This window comes from Nostoc sp. FACHB-152, from assembly GCF_014697475.1.
Lineage (GTDB): Bacteria > Cyanobacteriota > Cyanobacteriia > Cyanobacteriales > Nostocaceae > Nostoc_B.
Genome location: NZ_JACJRV010000009.1, coordinates 1 through 17,018, shown reverse-complemented (window position 1 = coordinate 17,018; position 17,018 = coordinate 1). Strand labels below are relative to the sequence as shown.

Genomic DNA, 17,018 nt, shown 5'->3' with positions numbered 1-17,018 from the left:
CAGTTATCAGTTATCAGTTATCAAGTCTACTCCCTGTTCACTGATTTATTGGCACTCAGAACTTGTCGAGGATAACGTTGCATTAATTCCCGGACTTGTTCTGCATGATATGAGCTTCGTGTCAACGGAGAAGAAACGACTTGTAAAAATCCCAGTTCTTCGCCAAATGCTTGCCAAGCAGCGAATTGTTCTGGGGTAATAAATGCATCGACTTGCAAATGCTTTTGACTGGGTTGGAGATATTGCCCTATTGTCAAAATATCACAATCGACTGCGCGTAAATCTTGCATAACTTGGCGAATTTCGCTATCGGTTTCGCCCAAGCCCACCATGATGCCAGATTTAGTGTAGACCCAAGGTGCTATTTGACGCGCTCGCTGCAATAATTCGAGTGTGCGATCGTAGTTTCCTTGAGGACGCACCCGACGGTATAGGCGGGGAACCGTTTCTGTATTATGGTTGACTACCTCTGGACTAGCTTGCAGAATTATTTCCAAAGCATCCCAATTGCCACACAAATCAGGAATTAGTACCTCAATTGTGGTCTTAGGTGAAACACTACGCACCTCTGTAATGCACTCTACAAACTGAGAAGCACCACCATCAGGTAAATCATCTCTGTTCACAGAAGTGATTACCACATGATTTAGCCTCATGCGGCGAACTGCTTCGGCTAATCTTGCTGGTTCGGTAGGATCTAAAGGTTTCGGTTTTTTCTCAAAATCGATATCACAATAAGGACAAGCGCGTGTACAAGCTGGCCCCATAATCAAAAATGTGGCAGTACCTGCATTGAAGCACTCACCAATATTCGGACAGGACGCTTCCTCACAAACCGTATTGAGTGCTAAATCCCGCAAAATTTCTTTAACGTTACCGACGCGCTCCCATTGAGGAGCTTTTACTCGCAACCAGTCTGGCTTTACAGTCACAATCCGCTTTTACCACTGAAAGTTATACAAATTTAATCGTAGCAAGCAAAGCCCTTGCTGCACACATATATAGTTATTGGTCAATAGTCATTTGTCCTTTGTTACTTTCATCAGCCTGATTGCTAGCACTCGCTTTTCATTGTTTGTTGTGGTAAAATAGACAGATAGTGCCATTTTTTGGCGGGATGTAGCGCAGCTTGGTAGCGCACTTCGTTCGGGACGAAGGGGCCGCTGGTTCGAATCCAGTCATCCCGATATGTTTTTGTACATTCGCACATTATATGTCGCAATTTGCAAATTAATGTCGTTTTTTGCAAATTAGTGTCGCTTTGACTGTTTTTTGCAATCAACTTAGATTATACTAAGTTTTCGCAAATTAATGTCGCAACTGTGATGTGGTGGAGTGATTCCACTACACTTGTAGAATATGCTAAAAAGTTCAGAATATTCCCGAACGAAGTGCGCCTTTCAACCCTCTCAAAAAAATTTTAATGCTTCAAATATTCTTCTTAACCCAGTTCTAACTGTAATGTTTATTTAAACCAAAAGACTCACGAGAATTACTTGTGAGTCTTTTCTGTTTCAACCCACCCCTAGCCGGAATGGTTGTTGAAACCAAACAACACGCCATTTAGCCAAAGTTGTCCTGCCCTTTCAACCCACCCCTAGCCGGAATGGTTGTTGAAACCTATCTGGGGTAGTGGTGTTGAACGATCTTGCTTCCTTTCAACCCACCCCTAGCCGGAATGGTTGTTGAAACTTCAGCGATTTCTACATTCCGCTTATCGTTTCTATATTCTTTCAACCCACCCCTAGCCGGAATGGTTGTTGAAACAGTGCTGCCATCCAAAGAAAGGGAAGCGGTTTGATCTTTCAACCCACCCCTAGCCGGAATGGTTGTTGAAACGGTACTGTATCACGGCATCTATAGTCTTGATGAATCTTTCAACCCACCCCTAGCCGGAATGGTTGTTGAAACAAACGTAGCCATTGAGTTACAGAGCAACTAGGTATATTCTTTCAACCCACCCCTAGCCGGAATGGTTGTTGAAACTTGCTTTTTTAGTGCGTAGCAATGCGCGTAAAGAATCTTTCAACCCACCCCTAGCCGGAATGGTTGTTGAAACCCCGCCGTCTAGACCCCTTGTAAATAAAGCTTTCCAGATACAAATTTGGCATATCTCTGAAAAAGCCTCCTTTGTCTTACATCAAAAAAGTAAATCAACTGACATACTAGTTTCTAAAGTTAAGATATGACAAGGGTTTTAAGATTTTGGCAAGTCTCCAGGGTTTTTGACCCCGCTTCGATATGCCAAAAAAATATTTGAGAGGGTTCCCCCGACGAAGGGGGTGATTCAGTAGCCACCACTGTGGTAATCCACACCGTTATGAATAACAGCTATAGCTCAAAGCCTTACTTCTTATTGCTGGGAGCGCACCTATCCCATCTATAAAATTTTACAGATGGCAGCATCAGAAGCGGGCAGCTACCAGGGTCAGAAAGCATGACAGTCTTCCAACCGCCAAACTAACCCAGATTTTTCACAGCACATTGGCTCAAAAGAGCATGAACTGCGGCGCTATTACAACAATATTATATTTTCAAGGTTCGGATTGTTGAGTTAACTTAAAGCAGCTTGACGTTCTTGGTATGCAAAGACGGCTAAATCACGCGCTTTTTCCTGTGGACTCCCTCTGATTGGCTGTGTACCAATTTCAGTAGAAATTCCGACTTTTGCAGCTTGGGATTTAATACTTTCAATTAATCGACCATAACTCCAGCGATGAACGCTTATACGGTATTCTTTGGCATATTTGCGTTGAGCTTCCTTGTAACCAAGGCATTTCTTCTCTGCTCTGGATTGGATTTCACTAGTGATTTGCTCACGCATATCGCGGAGTTTTGGCATCACTATGCTGCCTGCTTGATAGGTTTTGGCGATCGCAATTATTGCATCAGCCAATAATCTATCCACGTATTGCCCTAACTCTGATTCTCCGAAGGAGTTTGGCGCATTCTTTTTCTGAGCTTTATGGCGTTCGTGAGATAAGCGTTGCTGTTGTTGTCGCTGGCGATTGAGAAGGTTGTAGTTTTTGCCAAGTAGTTGTTTGACACTGCGATAAGCTAGAACTTCATTTTTAACAACATCCACTACAGCTACTGTTACTGGCTTTTCTAGACCACAACTAACGCCAACAAGAATGGAGGATTGCCCTTGATAATTAGGCTTACTGGGACGAGGGAAAGGGTTATTAATTCGATCTAGCGTTGATTTCTGACGAGTAATAAAAGCTTGTTTTTGAGCATTGAGGTCTTCTTTGGTTTTTTCTTTCGCTAAAGTTTTAGTAATTTTCCTGACTCTCTCTTCAATTACCTGTTGAGTTCCTTCAATAGTCAACAATCGAGTATCTAAAGCACAGTAAAGATTCAGTTGATTTACTTTCCAGGCTTCGCCTTTTTGGTCTGTTTGCAACCAAACAAGCCTTCCTGAGCGTAACGTAAACAAAGTGCTTGAGTGTTTATCTTTACTGTTGCGTTTAATTTCTTGATCCTCTAGGAAACGCTGAAAGTAGTGCAAATGACGCTTATCACAGTAAATCTCAAAGATTAGTTCTTTTGAACCCTTGAATCGAACAATGAAGCGACCTTTATCATTTTGCAACCATGTCATATCTTCGCCAGAACCGTAAGCTACAGGAAAGGGGACATCAGCAGTTTTTCTTAAAAGTGATGCTTGCCAAGCTTTTGCCTCATTTTCATCTTGAGGTACAGTGGTCGTAGCTATTTCTAAAGTTTCTAACCACTCTTCCCCTGTCAAATCTCTACCTTTAGGTATGCGACTTTGGAGTTGGTCTTTTAATCGTTGAATTTCTATTTCCTTTTTACGTTTTTTTCTAGTAAATTCTTCTGGGTCTTCGTCAAGTTCACTAATTTGACAATTATTTTTGAGCAGATATGCAAGAGCGCAACGAATAAGAGGGTCGTCTGTTTCTTCGTGAGAATTTAAAACAATCTGAAAAAGCGAAGGTTTCTCGGACTTTTTAGGTTTTTTAGTTTGTTTGCGTTTTCTCTGGTTTTTATTCTGCTCGGACTGGGAAGTAAGTTTGGTAAGAATTTCGGTGGCTTTAGTACGAATTACCTCTAAGCTACGCTGGCTTTCTTGTTCCAGTTCAATATCACTTTTGAGAACTTTGAGCCAACGTTCTTTCCCTTCTATTTGATACTTCCTTCTTTTTTGTAAAGCGAACCAGGATTTATATAAATAATCTACTAGAGCGATCGCGGAAGCGTAAAAGCGGTGAGGTTGATTAGCAAAATGCTCTTGAGTTTTGAGGGAATTAACAAGTGTTTCAAGTAAATCAGTAGGTATTTTGCCTTTTTTTAGCCAGGTTTCAAATTCTGGGTGTTTTCCTACCTGTGCCAATAGTTCATTGATAAGTGGTGTATTTTTGCCAGCCATAAGTTCCCACAGAGTGCGGAGGGTTTTTTCTTCGGCGACCAAGCGACATTGAATTGTAATAACGCTCATGGTGTCCTCAGCTTTGTGGTTTCGGTAAAACTGACAGGGTTGTTAATTGTTTTTTTACTTATCAGATTATAGCGCAATTCCTCAATAGCGCAATGACGCAAATGTTTTTTTCCTGAGAGGCTGTGCAAAAATGAAAGCCGCAAGCTTTGGCTTCAAATTAGGATGGCAGAAGAAACAAGAGAAGTTCGGGGGAGACTCCCTAAAGACTTAAAAATCGCATTTGAAATTGCCTGTGCGCGTCTGGAAATCACACAGACTGCGGCTTTGGAGGAAGCGATTAGAGATTGGTTGCAAAAAAAAGATTCCCCTACTGATAGAAAGTCGCAGGGGAGTTAAAGGGTTATGGTTAAAACTCCTGAAACGTTTGTATAATATATGGCTTAAAACTTATTAATTATTGATTCCTTAGCCTTTCTGAAAAATCAAGGTTTACACTTGCATTAATCAGGAAGTTAAATCTAGGGTTAGGAGCCTTGGGCTTCATTAACTATGTATGGTTTTTAACCGTTACGTAGCATTTAACAAATCATACGCTCATGTCACCCTGTAGGTGCAAAATTATGAGCCAAGCTATTAATATTAAAAATCCCACAGTAAGGCTAAATGTTCGAGCAGACTTTTAAAAATATTGATGATGTTCTCTGGAAAGAGGCGGGTTGTACTACAGAGTTAGATTACACCGAGCAAACGTCTTGGTTGCTGTTTCTGAAGTATTTGGATGATTTGGAGCAGGAAAGGGCGTTAGAGGCGGAGTTAGCTGGCAAGCAATACGAATTTATTATTGATGAGGCGCATCGCTGGTCATCTTGGGCAGCACCGAAAAAAGCGGATGGCACATTGGATGATGATAATGCGCTGATTGGCGATGATCTGATTGATTATGTCAACCGCAAATTATTCCCGTATTTACAAAGTTTTAAGGAACGGGCTACTAGTCCAGACACAATCGAATACAAGATTGGGGAAATTTTTAGCGAGATTAAGAATAGGTTTCAAAGTGGTTACAGCTTGCGAGATGCGCTGGAGTATGTTGATGAGCTACGGTTTCGATCCCAACAGGAGAAACACGAGCTATCGCATCTCTATGAAGCCAAAATCAAAAATATGGGCAATGCAGGACGCAATGGGGGTGAGTATTACACACCGCGTCCGTTGATTCGAGCAATAATTCAGGTGGTGAAGCCGAAGATTGGCGATCGCATTTATGATGGTGCTTGTGGTTCGGCTGGGTTTTTGTGTGAAAGTTATGACTATTTACGTCGGGGTAAGCTGACAACAAAAGAACTTGAGATTCTTCAGAAACATACGTTTACGGGTAAAGAAAAGAAAAGTTTGGCGTATGTGATTGCCATCATGAATATGATTTTGCATGGCATTGATGCGCCGAATATTATCCACACCAACACGCTGACGGAAAATCTCAGTGATATTCAAGACAAGAATCGTTTTGATGTCATCTTGGCTAATCCGCCATTTGGGGGTAAGGAACGCAAGGAAGTACAGCAGAATTTCCCGATTAAGACTGGGGAAACGGCGTTTCTGTTTTTGCAGCATTTCATCAAAATGCTGAAGATAGGCGGTAGGGCGGCGGTGGTAATAAAAAATACATTCCTGTCAAATTCGGACAATGCTTCGCGGGGGTTGCGTCAAGAGCTTTTGAGTAGTTGCAATCTGCACACGATTTTGGATTGTCCAAGTGGGACTTTTATCGGGGCGGGGGTGAAGACGGTGGTGCTGTTTTTTGAGAAAGGAAAGCCCTTTGACTCCGTTCAGGGAACGCCTTTATTTTCTCAGGGGAAACCTTTAACTGAGGGGATGGCTACTCAGAAAATTTGGTATTATCAACTCGATCCGGGGCGGAATATGGGTAAAACCAATTCCCTGAATGATGAGGATTTGCGCGAGTTTGTGGAGTTACAGGCTAGGTTTGCGGAAACAGAAAAGTCTTGGCTGGTGGATATTGCTGATGTGGATCGGGAGACGTTCGATTTGTCGGTGAAGAATCCAAATAAAGCAGAGGAATCGACGTTACGAGAACCGCAGGAAATTTTGGATGAAATTGCGGCCTTGGATGCAGAGAGTGCAGAGATTTTGGCGGGTATTGGGGGAAGGCTGTGAAGAATAACTGGGAAAGGAAGAAGATAGGAGAAGTGTGCAAACTTTCTCAAGGACTAGCAATTAATGTCAAAACAAAACATTATCTAGTTGAAAAAAGTGATTTGCCACTATTGAGAATCAAGGATCTGAAAAATAACACAGTAGAACAATATGTCGATCCAAATAATTATCCAAAAAACTGTTTAGTTACTGAGAAGGATTTGATTTATACAAGAACAGGACAAATTGGGCTGGTTTTTACTGGAAGGTTTGGAATTTTACACAATAACAGCTTTAAAATTGAACCTGACAAGTCTTTGCTCAGAGAGTATCTTTTTTGGTTTTTGCAGAGTGAGAGCTTTAAAAACCAAATTTTAAAATTAGCTTCAAGAACAGCACAACCAGATATTACGCATAAAATTTTTAAGGAGCAGATTATTTTTGTTCCACCGATATCTGAGCAAAAGCGAATTGTGGCAATTTTGGATGAGGCGTTTGAGGGGATTGATAGAGCGATCGCAAACACCGAAAAGAACCTCGCTAACTCCCGTGAACTATTTGAAAGCTATCTAAATTCCATTTTTACCCAGAAAAACAACAGGTGGGAATGGATCAGTTTGTCTGAGATAACAACGGATATTACTGATGGAGATCATCAACCTCCGCCTAAATCACAATCTGGCATTCCGTTTATTACAATATCGAACATAGATAAACAAAATCGGAAAGTTGATTTCTCTAATACATTTAAGGTTCCACCTGAATATTTTGAAAAGCTAAAGAGCAATAGAAAACCGCGTAAAGGTGACTTGCTCTACACAGTTACTGGTTCGTATGGAATTCCAGTTATCGTTGATCATGATATTGATTTTTGCTTTCAGCGACATATTGGGTTGATAAGACCAAACGCTGAAACTAATTCAAAATGTTTGTATTACATACTTTTATCACGTTATCTTTTGGCTCAAGCTGATGAATGTGCCACGGGTACTGCACAAAAAACAGTTTCTCTGAGTGGACTTCGGCGTTTCTCTGTTCCTAAAATCCCTAAAGAACAACAGGAAATAATTGTCGCTGAACTCGATGCCTTATCAGAAAAAATTGGTCGCCTCGAAACCATTTACCGCCAAAAAATCGCTGCACTCAACGAACTCAAACAATCCATCCTGCAAAAAGCATTCACTGGCGAACTCACCGCAGATACCCCAAAAACTGCTAAACAGGAAATGGCAGCATGAGCGATGATTTGACGCAACCAAACGATCTATTATTTCAAGAAATCCGTCAACTGATCGACACTGCCAAACAACGCGCCGCCGTTGCCATCAATGCAGAAATAACTTTGTTATATTGGCAAGTTGGTAAACGCATCCAAACCGAAGTTTTACAAGGTCAACGCGCTGAATATGGTAAACAAATCATTGTTTCTTTATCTCAGCAGCTAACCCAAACCTATGGTAAAGGCTGGGGTGAAAGACAACTGCGACATTGCCTCCAGTTTGCCGAGACATTTCCAAATATCGAGATTGTGAACACACTGTGTTCCAAATTGAGTTGGTCACATCTGCGACTTTTAACAGCAATAGACGATCCCCTAAAACGAGAATTTTATATTGAAATTGCCCAACTGGAACGATGGAGCGTCCGCCAACTGCAAGAACGCATTAACTCTATGCTATTTGAGCGTACTGCCCTATCCCGGAAACCCGAAGAAACCATCCGCAATGATTTAGAGCAACTGCGCCAAACTCAACAGGTATCACCCGATATTTTACTCAAAGACCCTTATATTTTAGATTTTCTGGAATTGAGCGATCGCTATCTCGAAAAAGACCTCGAAGATGCCATACTGAGAGAAATTGAGCAATTTTTACTAGAACTCGGTGCAGGCTTTACCTTCATCGCCCGTCAAAAACGCCTGCAAATCGACAACGATGATTTTTATATTGACCTGTTATTTTATAACCGCAAACTCAAACGCCTTGTAGCCATTGACCTCAAACTAGGTAGCTTCCAACCCGAATATAAAGGACAAATGGAACTTTACCTGCGCTGGCTGGCTAAATATGACCAAGAGCCTGACGAACAGCCACCACTAGGAATTATTTTATGTGCAGGTAAAAAGCAAGAGCAAATCGAATTATTAGAACTAGATAAAAGCGGTATTCACGTTGCCGAATACCTCACCGTATTACCACCGAAAGAGGTGTTACAAGCTAAACTGCAAGAAGCGATCGCCTCTGCTCGCCGCCGACTCCCATATTCGAGAGATGAGCCATAATGAACGAAGCCGAAACCCGTGCCGAACTAATTGACCCCGCACTCAAAGCCGCAGGCTGGGGAGTTATCGAAGGTAGTCGCATTCGCCGCGAAGTTATTGCCCCTGGTCGATTAATTGGCAACGGTAGACGCGCTCAATCAGACATCGCCGATTATGTCCTGGTTCATCGTGGTGAAAAACTCGCAGTCATCGAAGCGAAAAAACGTGACTTACCAGATACCGAAGGTTTAGGACAAGCCAAAAAATACGCCGAAAAATTGCAGACTCGATTTGCCTACTCTACAAATGGCATCGGTATATACCAAGTAGATATGTTCACAGGGGCAGAAGGCTACATCAAGCAATATCCTACCCCAGAGCAACTGTGGGAAGCGACCTTTAGCGAAAATAATGCGTGGCGCGATCGCTTTGCTGCCATCCCCTTTGAAGACAAAAGCGGCACATGGGAAGCCCGTTATTATCAACACAATGCCATTAAGCACGTCCTAGAAGCAATCTGCCAAGGACAAAACCGGATTTTGTTAACAATGGCAACTGGCACAGGTAAAACCTTCATCGCCTTCCAACTCGCCTGGAAACTCTTTCAAAGTCGTTGGAACCTCAGCAGACAACCTACCCGTCGTCCGCGAATTTTGTTTTTAAGCGATCGCAATATCTTAGCCAACCAAGCCTATAACTCTTTCTCTGCGTTCCCTGACGATGCCTTAGTCCGCATCGATCCCGAAGCCATCAAAAAACGCGGTCGAGTCCCCAAAAATGGTAGTATCTTTTTTACCATTTTCCAGACATTTATGACCGGACGGGACGACGCTGGCAATTCTACGCCCAAATTCAGCGACTATCCCCCTAACTACTTTGACTTCATCATCATTGATGAATGTCATCGAGGCGGAGCCAGTGACGAAAGCACATGGCGGGGCATCTTAGAATACTTCTCCCCAGCAGTACAACTGGGACTCACCGCTACTCCTAAACGAAAAAACAACGCAGACACCTACGCCTACTTCGGCGAGCCAGTCTATACCTATGCCCTCAAAGACGGCATTAATGATGGTTTTCTGACTCCCTTTAAAGTCAGGCAAATCGAAACCACCCTGGACGAATATATTTACAGCAGTGAAGATGAACTGATTGAAGGTGCAGTAGACGAAGCCAGAACATATACTGAAGCCGACTTCAACCGCATCATCGAAATTGCCGAGCGCGAACGTTACCGAGTGCAACTGTTCATGGAAGAAATTGACCAGAATCAAAAAACTCTGGTGTTTTGTGCTAACCAACCCCATGCTCTAGCTGTGCGGGATTTAATCAATCAAATGAAGATTAGCAGTAACCCTAATTACTGTGTCCGGGTCACCGCCGATGATGGCAAACTGGGAGAACAGCACCTCAAAAACTTTCAAGATAACGAAAAAACTATCCCCACTATTCTCACCACCTCCCACAAGCTGTCCACTGGGGTTGATGCTCGGAATGTTCGCAACATCGTGCTGATGCGTCCCATCAACACGATGATTGAATTTAAGCAAATTATTGGTCGCGGTACTCGCTTATTTGAAGGGAAGGACTACTTCACCATTTATGATTTTGTCAAAGCCTACGAACGCTTCGACGATCCTGAATGGGACGGCGAACCCCAAGAACCTGGTGTAGTTACAATTTCCAAAGGTGGGGAGAAATCAGATAAATACAATACCTCCACAGCAGATAGTGGCAAAGATAGAAGCAACAATAGAAACGAAAGTACAGAAGATTACCGCCCCAAAACCATCAAAATCAAACTCGCTGACGGTAAAGAACGCACCCTCCAACACCGGATTTCTACCAGCTTTTGGAGTCCAAACGGTAAACCCATGAGTGCAGCAGAATTTGTAGAACGTTTGTTTGGAGAAATTCCTGAGCTATTCAAAGACGAAGACCAGCTACGAGCCATCTGGAGTCGCCCTGATACTCGTAGAGCTTTATTAGAAGGACTAGCAGAGAAGGGCTACGGGGAGGAACAACTTACAGAAATTAGCCGCTTGATTGATGCCGAGAAAAGCGATTTATACGATGTACTGGCTTATATCGCTTATGCCTTTCCACCCATTAGCCGACGAGAGCGTGTCCTTGCTCACAAGTCTTTAATATTCTCGCAGTATCTCGGCAAACAGCAAGAATTTCTTGACTTTGTACTAGAGCAATACATCAAAGCCGGAGTGGGAGAACTCGATCGCACTAAATTACCTCAACTGTTAGAGTTGAAATACCATACCGTTCGTGATGCTGTTGAAGAGCTAGGAAGCGTTGCGAATATTAGTGAAGTATTTATCGGGTTTCAGCAGTATTTGTATTCACAGGACATAGCAGCTTGATTGGGCAGATCGCTACAATTAAGCACCCCAGTTAGGTAATTAGCCCAAAGCTACATAACTATAGCTAAAAACGGCGATCGCTTACTTTGTGGTGAGGGTGCGATCGCTGTTTTTGCGCTCAAAGTAAAACCTCTCTATCTCGAATTAGTTGATTGACTTGATCTAAGCAGCATCAGAAAATAGCTAAGTGAGAGTATAGTTGTAATGATAAGTGTAATACTAATTAAACTTACGATTGATATTGATGAATACCAATTAGCAATTTTTTGATCGCTGTCACGGATGAGTTGATCTATCTCCGATTGTTGCGGAAAAAGTCCCTTAACAACTTCAAACTTTGCTTTAGCTCCCTTATAATCTCCCTTCCAATACAATTCGAGACCCTCGCGATAAAGACGGTCAATTACGCCTTGCTCATTTACAGTACCGGCTCTCCTAATAAATTCCTGAATCGTGTTTGCGGGTATTGCAAAGGGTATGAAAGTTTCTTCATCCTCATCTCTGCCACCACGCGCGATCATACCAATCACTTCACCTTTATAGTTTAGTACAGGGCTGCCTGAACTACCCTTATCGGCTAATACATCAATTTGGAGTACTGGGGAATTATTTGATAACTTTTTTTTAGTATTTGAAATTTTACCTTCACTTACGCTGGCTTCTGAAATTGACTCCGCTTTTAGTTCATCACCAATATCGCCAGCATATGGATATCCAATAACTAAGACATCATCCAATAACTGTACCGTATCTGAATCTCTTAATTTCAGGGTTGGGGCATTTTTAATCTCAATTTTGATAATTGCAACATCTTGAAAGCTTGCACGTGTACTGATTAATTTCAATTCAAAAGGCCAAAAACCATCCATATTTGGCAGTAATACATAGTTTAAAAAGTTAAATTCCAAAGATTGCTTGTTTCTTTTTATATCTTCTTCAACTTCACCTGGATATTTTGAAATGATATCTTTGACTAGTTGGTTTAAAAGCAGGGGTTCACATTCTTGTTTTACAAGTTCTACTGATTTTACCAGATGTGCGCTGGTTACTATATAGCCATTAGAATTTATAAAATAACCTGAACCAATGGAGGTTTTTTCAACCGAATAGGTTTTCTGTTTATATTGAAATATACCCCTGCAAGAGCGTAAAATTCTTACTACAGATGGTTTGATGAATATTCCTAATTTCTGAGATACACTTAATGAAGTTGATGAAGTTCGTGGAGTTAGCTCATATGTATTTTCAATATTTCTAGCTGTTAGCAAGATTGTACTTGCTGCCACCATAGAAATCCCAGCTAACCCAATCAAACCTCTACGAAGTGTTCGCTCTGTTTTCTGTTGTGTCTTTCTAAGTCTTTGATTTGCTTTCCTTTCTTTTTCCAAGGCTATTTCTACTTTTTTTTGCGCTTCTTCCAATATTTGCTTTGCCTGCTTCTCAGCCTCAAAAGCAATTTGCATTTCTCGTCTATCTAACTCCTGGCTAGCAGCTAAAAACTGATAATCCGCATCGCCTAAGCTTTTATCAACTGCCCAATTTCGAGCATCTATCAGGGCTTGTCCTCTTAGTAGTTGAGATTCATCTTGACAGTTAGAATCGAACCACGCCGCTATTGCTTTAGCGTAAGGTCGCAAATCTGCTAATGCCTTATCTACCCAGTTAGTGTTAAAAACTGACTGATAAATCCGGTTATAAACGCTTAACTCTCCATGACGCTTGACTCCTAAACCCGACAGCCGCAGTTGCATTTGTTCGGAACTGTCATCAGCGGCTACTTTTCCTTGCTGCAAAATTTGCTGATACAACCCCAACAGCCTTGCTGCACGTTGCTCATCCCTAAGAATGCGATCGCGTATCGTCTTTAAATGCTCTGGTTCATCTTGAGATTCCCAATTGTTAATGATATGCGATCGCACTAATTCTGCAACTTTCCCTGCCTCCATTCCCTGGCGAATCAATTCACAAAGCTTCTGTGTCAGAAAAGGTTGCCCGCCTGTCCAAGCCAACACCTCACGCAGCACCGCTTGGGGATTGCTAACTTTCCCCACCAATCCTTGGGCTAATGGTTCAACTTCATCGACTTGAAAACCGTTGATTTCAATGGCACGACCAATATTAAAAGGTGTGCGCCTTTTATCGGCAATCAAATCTGAAGGTGTGGCGACACCAACCAGGGCGAACGTCAGCCGTTTGTATTCTGGTTTATCGGCACGCTGGTTATAACAGTCTCGAATTAATGCAAAAAAGTCGTCAGTCGCAAAATTTAGGCTGAGAACGCTATCGATTTCATCTACAAAAATGACAATGGGTTGAGAAATTTTAACCAGCAGAACTTCTTCAAAAAATTCGCTTAATCGCTGTAATGGAGAAAGATGATCGTGATCGCGCCACCAACTACGTAAATTAAACTTGCTTACAAGCTCAAAACTACTCACCAAAATCCGCACTACACCCGCATACCATTGATCTGGTGTAACATACTGGCTACCAATTTTTGTTAAGTCAATCACAGCACAGGCAATATCTTCCTTTTGTAGCCGTTGCATTGTTTGCACTCGCAAGCTAGACTTGCCCATCTGCCGCGAATTCAAAACATAACAGAACTCGCCAGCCTTCAACGCTTCATACAAATCTATATCTGCTTGGCGCACCACATAACTGGGGGCATCTACTGGCAGACTTCCTCCGACTTGATATTCGTAGGCTGGGTTTGGTGCTGCGTTCATTAACTCACTCTCAGGCGATCGCGGAAATATTGACGATACAAATTGCAACGCGGCGTGACATCATTTCCTTGCTGTTGTAGCAAGCCCATGCTGAGTAATTTAAAGCATTCTATCGAATCCAAGCGAACAGGGCTAGTAGTGGCAACTACTTTCTTAATTGCAGCAGCTAATTCTGGACGCTGTTCTAAATTCCACAAATGCCGTCGTAAATGGTCGCTATAAGGCCCCGCTTCTGTGGGTGCTTTTTGTAAAAGCAAATCGAGGGTAATATCTTTTCTGGCAATGCGATAAAGTGCTACCCGTACAAGATAAGGATGCCCTCCTACCATTCTCATTAACTGCTCAACTTCGGTAAAATTCCAATCAAGTCCGTGCCTTTGTGCTAAATCCAAAACCTGTTGGGCATTAAACTCCGGTAATTCAATTGGCAAGCCTACGTTAAACGGCGATTGGTTAATATTCAAAGGAATATAAACTTCAGTCGAATGTACCACTACCAACCGCAGTTTCTTCCAAATCTCTCGATTTTTTGCATCTTCATGCCAAGCGCGTAATAGTCCAAAAAAGTCGGCAGCAATTTCGGGATATTGAAATACACAATCAACTTCATCCAATCCCAACACTAGCGGTTGGTTGATTTCTGCCAAGAGATACTCCTCAAAATAAGCAGTGCAGTTATCTTTACTACCAAAAATCTCGTCCCAGTAATCCGTTAACTTGTTGGGTATCTTTAACCTCCGTCCTATACTGGCACAAAACCACTGGAGAAACTTATCCAAATCAGCAAAAACCTTTCCGTCGGCTAACTGAAAGCTTAAAGGCACAGTTAAATAATCTTGTTGTGAAGCTTGATGAAGAATCCGCGCCATGAGAGAGGTTTTACCCATTTGCCGAGGTGCTTTAATCCGAATCAGAGAACCTGGCTTCAAAATTGCCTCATGGCAGCGAGATTCAATGGGAGGACGCTCAACATAAAACTTTGAAGCTAAATCCACTTGTCCTTCAGGTAATTCTGGTTCTGCTACTGGCATGGGTGGATCTGAAGACAGAAGGATAATTTTCTCCTCTGTGTGAGTGGTGAAGTCTTTAGCTTCCTTACTACCTGCCAGTAAACTCAAGACTTCGTGCAAAATTCTAGAAGTATCAGCAGGCGACTTCCATTCTCGCTGCTGAATCTGATTTAAATAACCTCGCAAATCATAATTAAGTGGTTCACTCCAAGGGAAGTTGACGCGAATCGGCAAAATTACTGGTTTATGTTCTGAACGTAAATCCTGCAACTGTTTTGCCCGTCTCACCTCTTCTGTCACCATTTCGCTAGTGGCTGATTGTGGAGACAACAGCAGTAAGAAGTAATCACAACGTTCTAGTTCTCTATCAATGCGTTGAGGCCAGTTTTCTCCTAAGCGAATACTCTCCCCTGCCATGAATACTTGATGCCCAGCAGCTTTGATAGCTTCGTAGAAATTCTGGGCAAGGCTCAAATCTGGATCTTGACTGCGATAGCTAATGAAAACTCTGGCAGTTTTGCTGGCTGGTGGTAATGGTGGCACATTGAGATGAATATCTATAAACTTTGATAAATTTGACCATTTTTCTAACACTGTCGATAGTGGTAGAGCCAATGCACCTTCTGTGTTGTCGTAAGCCGCAATTAATCCAATGACTCGTTGAGTTTCAGCATCAAACACAGGTGAACCACTGTAACCTCCTTGTACCTGTTGAGAATTCGCTTTGACACGCAATCGCAGCATTGGCAAATTGCCAAATTCAGACTGGGAGTTCATGTCAGTGATCGTGCCATCAATCGAAGCGCCTAGAGGAAAATCTAGCCGTCCATAGCCAATAGACAAAAATCGATCCATTGGCTGAAAATTTAAAGATATAGGTGCTGAAGCACCCTGATAACCAGGTAATTGCAATATGGCAAAATCATCGCTGGTGCGATCACCCAAATAAATTAACTCAACTCTCCGACCATTGATTCGGACTTTTGTCCAACCACCGACTGACTCAACTACATGGGCGCAGGTGAGTAAATGTCCTGTAGATGAGATGAAAAAGCCCGTGCCTTGGATATTGCCTTCTGGAGTAGCGATCGCCACAGTACAAGCTTTAACTAAATCCCAACTCATGAAAATTTATTACTTGTTTACTTCTGGTGTCAGATTCCATGTGATTTTCACCTTAAGTGATGCTTGTCCAGCAGATTCGACTATATAGACAGAGCCTTTGGCAGTAAAATTCACGCCAAACTCAACTTCTCCACTCATGGGTTGCGATTCTTGTTGCAAAGTACGAAATGCTTTTGTAATTGGGCGACACCCATGAACAATCAAATCTCTCACTGCATCAAAGCTGGCTTCTACTTTTTCTATAGGCAATTCACCAGGGGCCGATACACGGCCTACTGATACATCTGGTACATCAACTGCTACCAAAATCGTTCCGCCATCATCTGCATTCAGTTCTAAAAGTTTACGAGCCATAATTCAATTAGCTTGTGAATATCTATAAAAGTATCAATTAAGTAATTTTTCAAATAAATTCATCTAGAATTTTTAAGTAAATATTTTTTTCGGAGGAAATTTAACTAAGGATAATTGCTAAAAAAATGATACCAAAAAAACCATTCCTCTAAAAACTTATACCAATTCAAAAAATGTTTGCGACAAATAGAGTATTAGAACGAAGTGCATCTCAACAAATACGTGTAGACGCGGAGCAGTTTGTCGTATACATCACATGAGTTGGTATGGACTGACCAAAAGGTAGTTCTCAAAGCCGTGATAGCGGTAATTATTCCAGGTACTTACAGAACGCATGGATGCTAACCTGGAATTACATGTACAAATGATTTTTAACATCCAACGTCCAGATTACAGTGAAGTAGTAGAGTCAGTTTTATTGAGAGAATTTACACACCCCTTTCGCTGCGATCTCTGGACAGGGGAGAGATTACCAGAAGTTTTTTATGATTTGCGATCGCAACAATATAGAACCCATTTGACATCTTATGAGGTTTTGAATTAAGGTACTCCTCAGCATCTAAAATCCAATGCTAATGGCGTATTCCAGCGACTTCACTGATGCAG

11 protein-coding genes, 1 tRNA gene, 1 pseudogene and 1 CRISPR repeat array are annotated in these 17,018 nt (G+C 42.0%); of the genes and pseudogenes, 7 read left to right on the top strand and 6 right to left on the bottom strand.

From position 1 onward, the window contains the following. Window positions 1–26 precede the first annotated feature (26 nt). The gene (gene lipA / locus H6G76_RS10215) at window positions 27–932 is read right to left on the bottom strand and encodes a lipoyl synthase (RefSeq protein WP_190699303.1); all 906 of its coding nucleotides are present in this window, start codon (window positions 930–932) and stop codon (window positions 27–29) included. Between the two features lie 181 nt (window positions 933–1,113). Between lipA and H6G76_RS10210 the strand changes: the two genes are divergently transcribed. Further along, a tRNA-Pro gene (locus H6G76_RS10210) sits at window positions 1,114–1,187 on the top strand. A 323-nt stretch (window positions 1,188–1,510) separates the two neighbouring features. Beyond that, window positions 1,511–2,059: a CRISPR direct-repeat array (repeat unit 36 nt; unit sequence TTTCAACCCACCCCTAGCCGGAATGGTTGTTGAAAC). Window positions 2,060–2,554: 495 nt separating this feature from the next. Here H6G76_RS10210 and cas12k read toward each other — a convergent pair. Beyond that, entirely contained in the window at window positions 2,555–4,462 is a 1,908-nt protein-coding gene (gene cas12k, locus H6G76_RS10205) for a type V CRISPR-associated protein Cas12k (protein ID WP_190699301.1), read from the bottom strand. Between the two features lie 162 nt (window positions 4,463–4,624). On the opposite strand from cas12k, the gene H6G76_RS10200 reads away from it, so the two are divergent. The 5 genes from H6G76_RS10200 to hsdR all read left to right on the top strand — a co-directional run bounded on the left by H6G76_RS10200 (window position 4,625) and on the right by hsdR (window position 11,194). After that, entirely contained in the window at window positions 4,625–4,798 is a 174-nt protein-coding gene (locus H6G76_RS10200) for a hypothetical protein (protein WP_190699300.1), read from the top strand. 267 nt (window positions 4,799–5,065) lie between these two features. Beyond that, window positions 5,066–6,580 carry an N-6 DNA methylase gene (locus tag H6G76_RS10195; protein ID WP_190699298.1) on the top strand — a complete coding sequence of 505 codons (1,515 nt, stop codon included), beginning with the start codon at window positions 5,066–5,068 and terminating at the stop codon, window positions 6,578–6,580. Further along, window positions 6,577–7,797: a restriction endonuclease subunit S gene (locus tag H6G76_RS38015; protein WP_190699296.1), complete on the top strand. Its 1,221-nt coding sequence runs from the start codon at window positions 6,577–6,579 to the stop codon at window positions 7,795–7,797. The genes H6G76_RS10195 and H6G76_RS38015 overlap by 4 nt, the downstream gene beginning before the upstream one ends. Further along, the gene (locus tag H6G76_RS10185; RefSeq protein WP_190699294.1) at window positions 7,794–8,840 is read left to right on the top strand and encodes a YhcG family protein; all 1,047 of its coding nucleotides are present in this window, start codon (window positions 7,794–7,796) and stop codon (window positions 8,838–8,840) included. The genes H6G76_RS38015 and H6G76_RS10185 overlap by 4 nt, the downstream gene beginning before the upstream one ends. Next, the gene (gene hsdR, locus H6G76_RS10180) at window positions 8,840–11,194 is read left to right on the top strand and encodes an EcoAI/FtnUII family type I restriction enzme subunit R (protein ID WP_190699288.1); all 2,355 of its coding nucleotides are present in this window, start codon (window positions 8,840–8,842) and stop codon (window positions 11,192–11,194) included. Before H6G76_RS10185 ends, hsdR begins: the two co-directional genes overlap by 1 nt. A 134-nt stretch (window positions 11,195–11,328) precedes the next feature. Here hsdR and H6G76_RS38220 read toward each other — a convergent pair whose 3' ends face one another. The 4 genes and pseudogenes from H6G76_RS38220 to H6G76_RS10165 all read right to left on the bottom strand — a co-directional run bounded on the left by H6G76_RS38220 (window position 11,329) and on the right by H6G76_RS10165 (window position 16,412). Continuing rightward, window positions 11,329–12,483 carry a S1C family serine protease gene (locus tag H6G76_RS38220; RefSeq protein WP_397333675.1) on the bottom strand — a complete coding sequence of 385 codons (1,155 nt, stop codon included), beginning with the start codon at window positions 12,481–12,483 and terminating at the stop codon, window positions 11,329–11,331. 111 nt (window positions 12,484–12,594) lie between these two features. Further along, window positions 12,595–13,923 (bottom strand): annotated as a pseudogene (locus tag H6G76_RS38215) (AAA-like domain-containing protein); the annotation flags it as partial. Beyond that, window positions 13,923–16,058 (bottom strand): AAA-like domain-containing protein, encoded by a 2,136-nt coding sequence (locus H6G76_RS10170; RefSeq protein ID WP_190699285.1) that lies wholly within the window; start codon window positions 16,056–16,058, stop codon window positions 13,923–13,925. The gene H6G76_RS10170 and the pseudogene H6G76_RS38215, both read right to left, overlap by 1 nt. A gap of 9 nt (window positions 16,059–16,067) precedes the next feature. Next, complete coding sequence (locus tag H6G76_RS10165) at window positions 16,068–16,412, bottom strand: CU044_2847 family protein (RefSeq protein ID WP_190699282.1); 345 nt, start codon at window positions 16,410–16,412, stop codon at window positions 16,068–16,070. 364 nt (window positions 16,413–16,776) lie between these two features. Here H6G76_RS10165 and H6G76_RS10160 point away from each other — a divergent pair, with 364 nt between their 5' ends. Beyond that, window positions 16,777–16,956, top strand: coding sequence for a hypothetical protein (locus H6G76_RS10160; RefSeq protein ID WP_206757039.1), 180 nt, complete (start codon window positions 16,777–16,779; stop codon window positions 16,954–16,956). The last annotated feature ends 62 nt before the right edge of the window (window positions 16,957–17,018 follow it).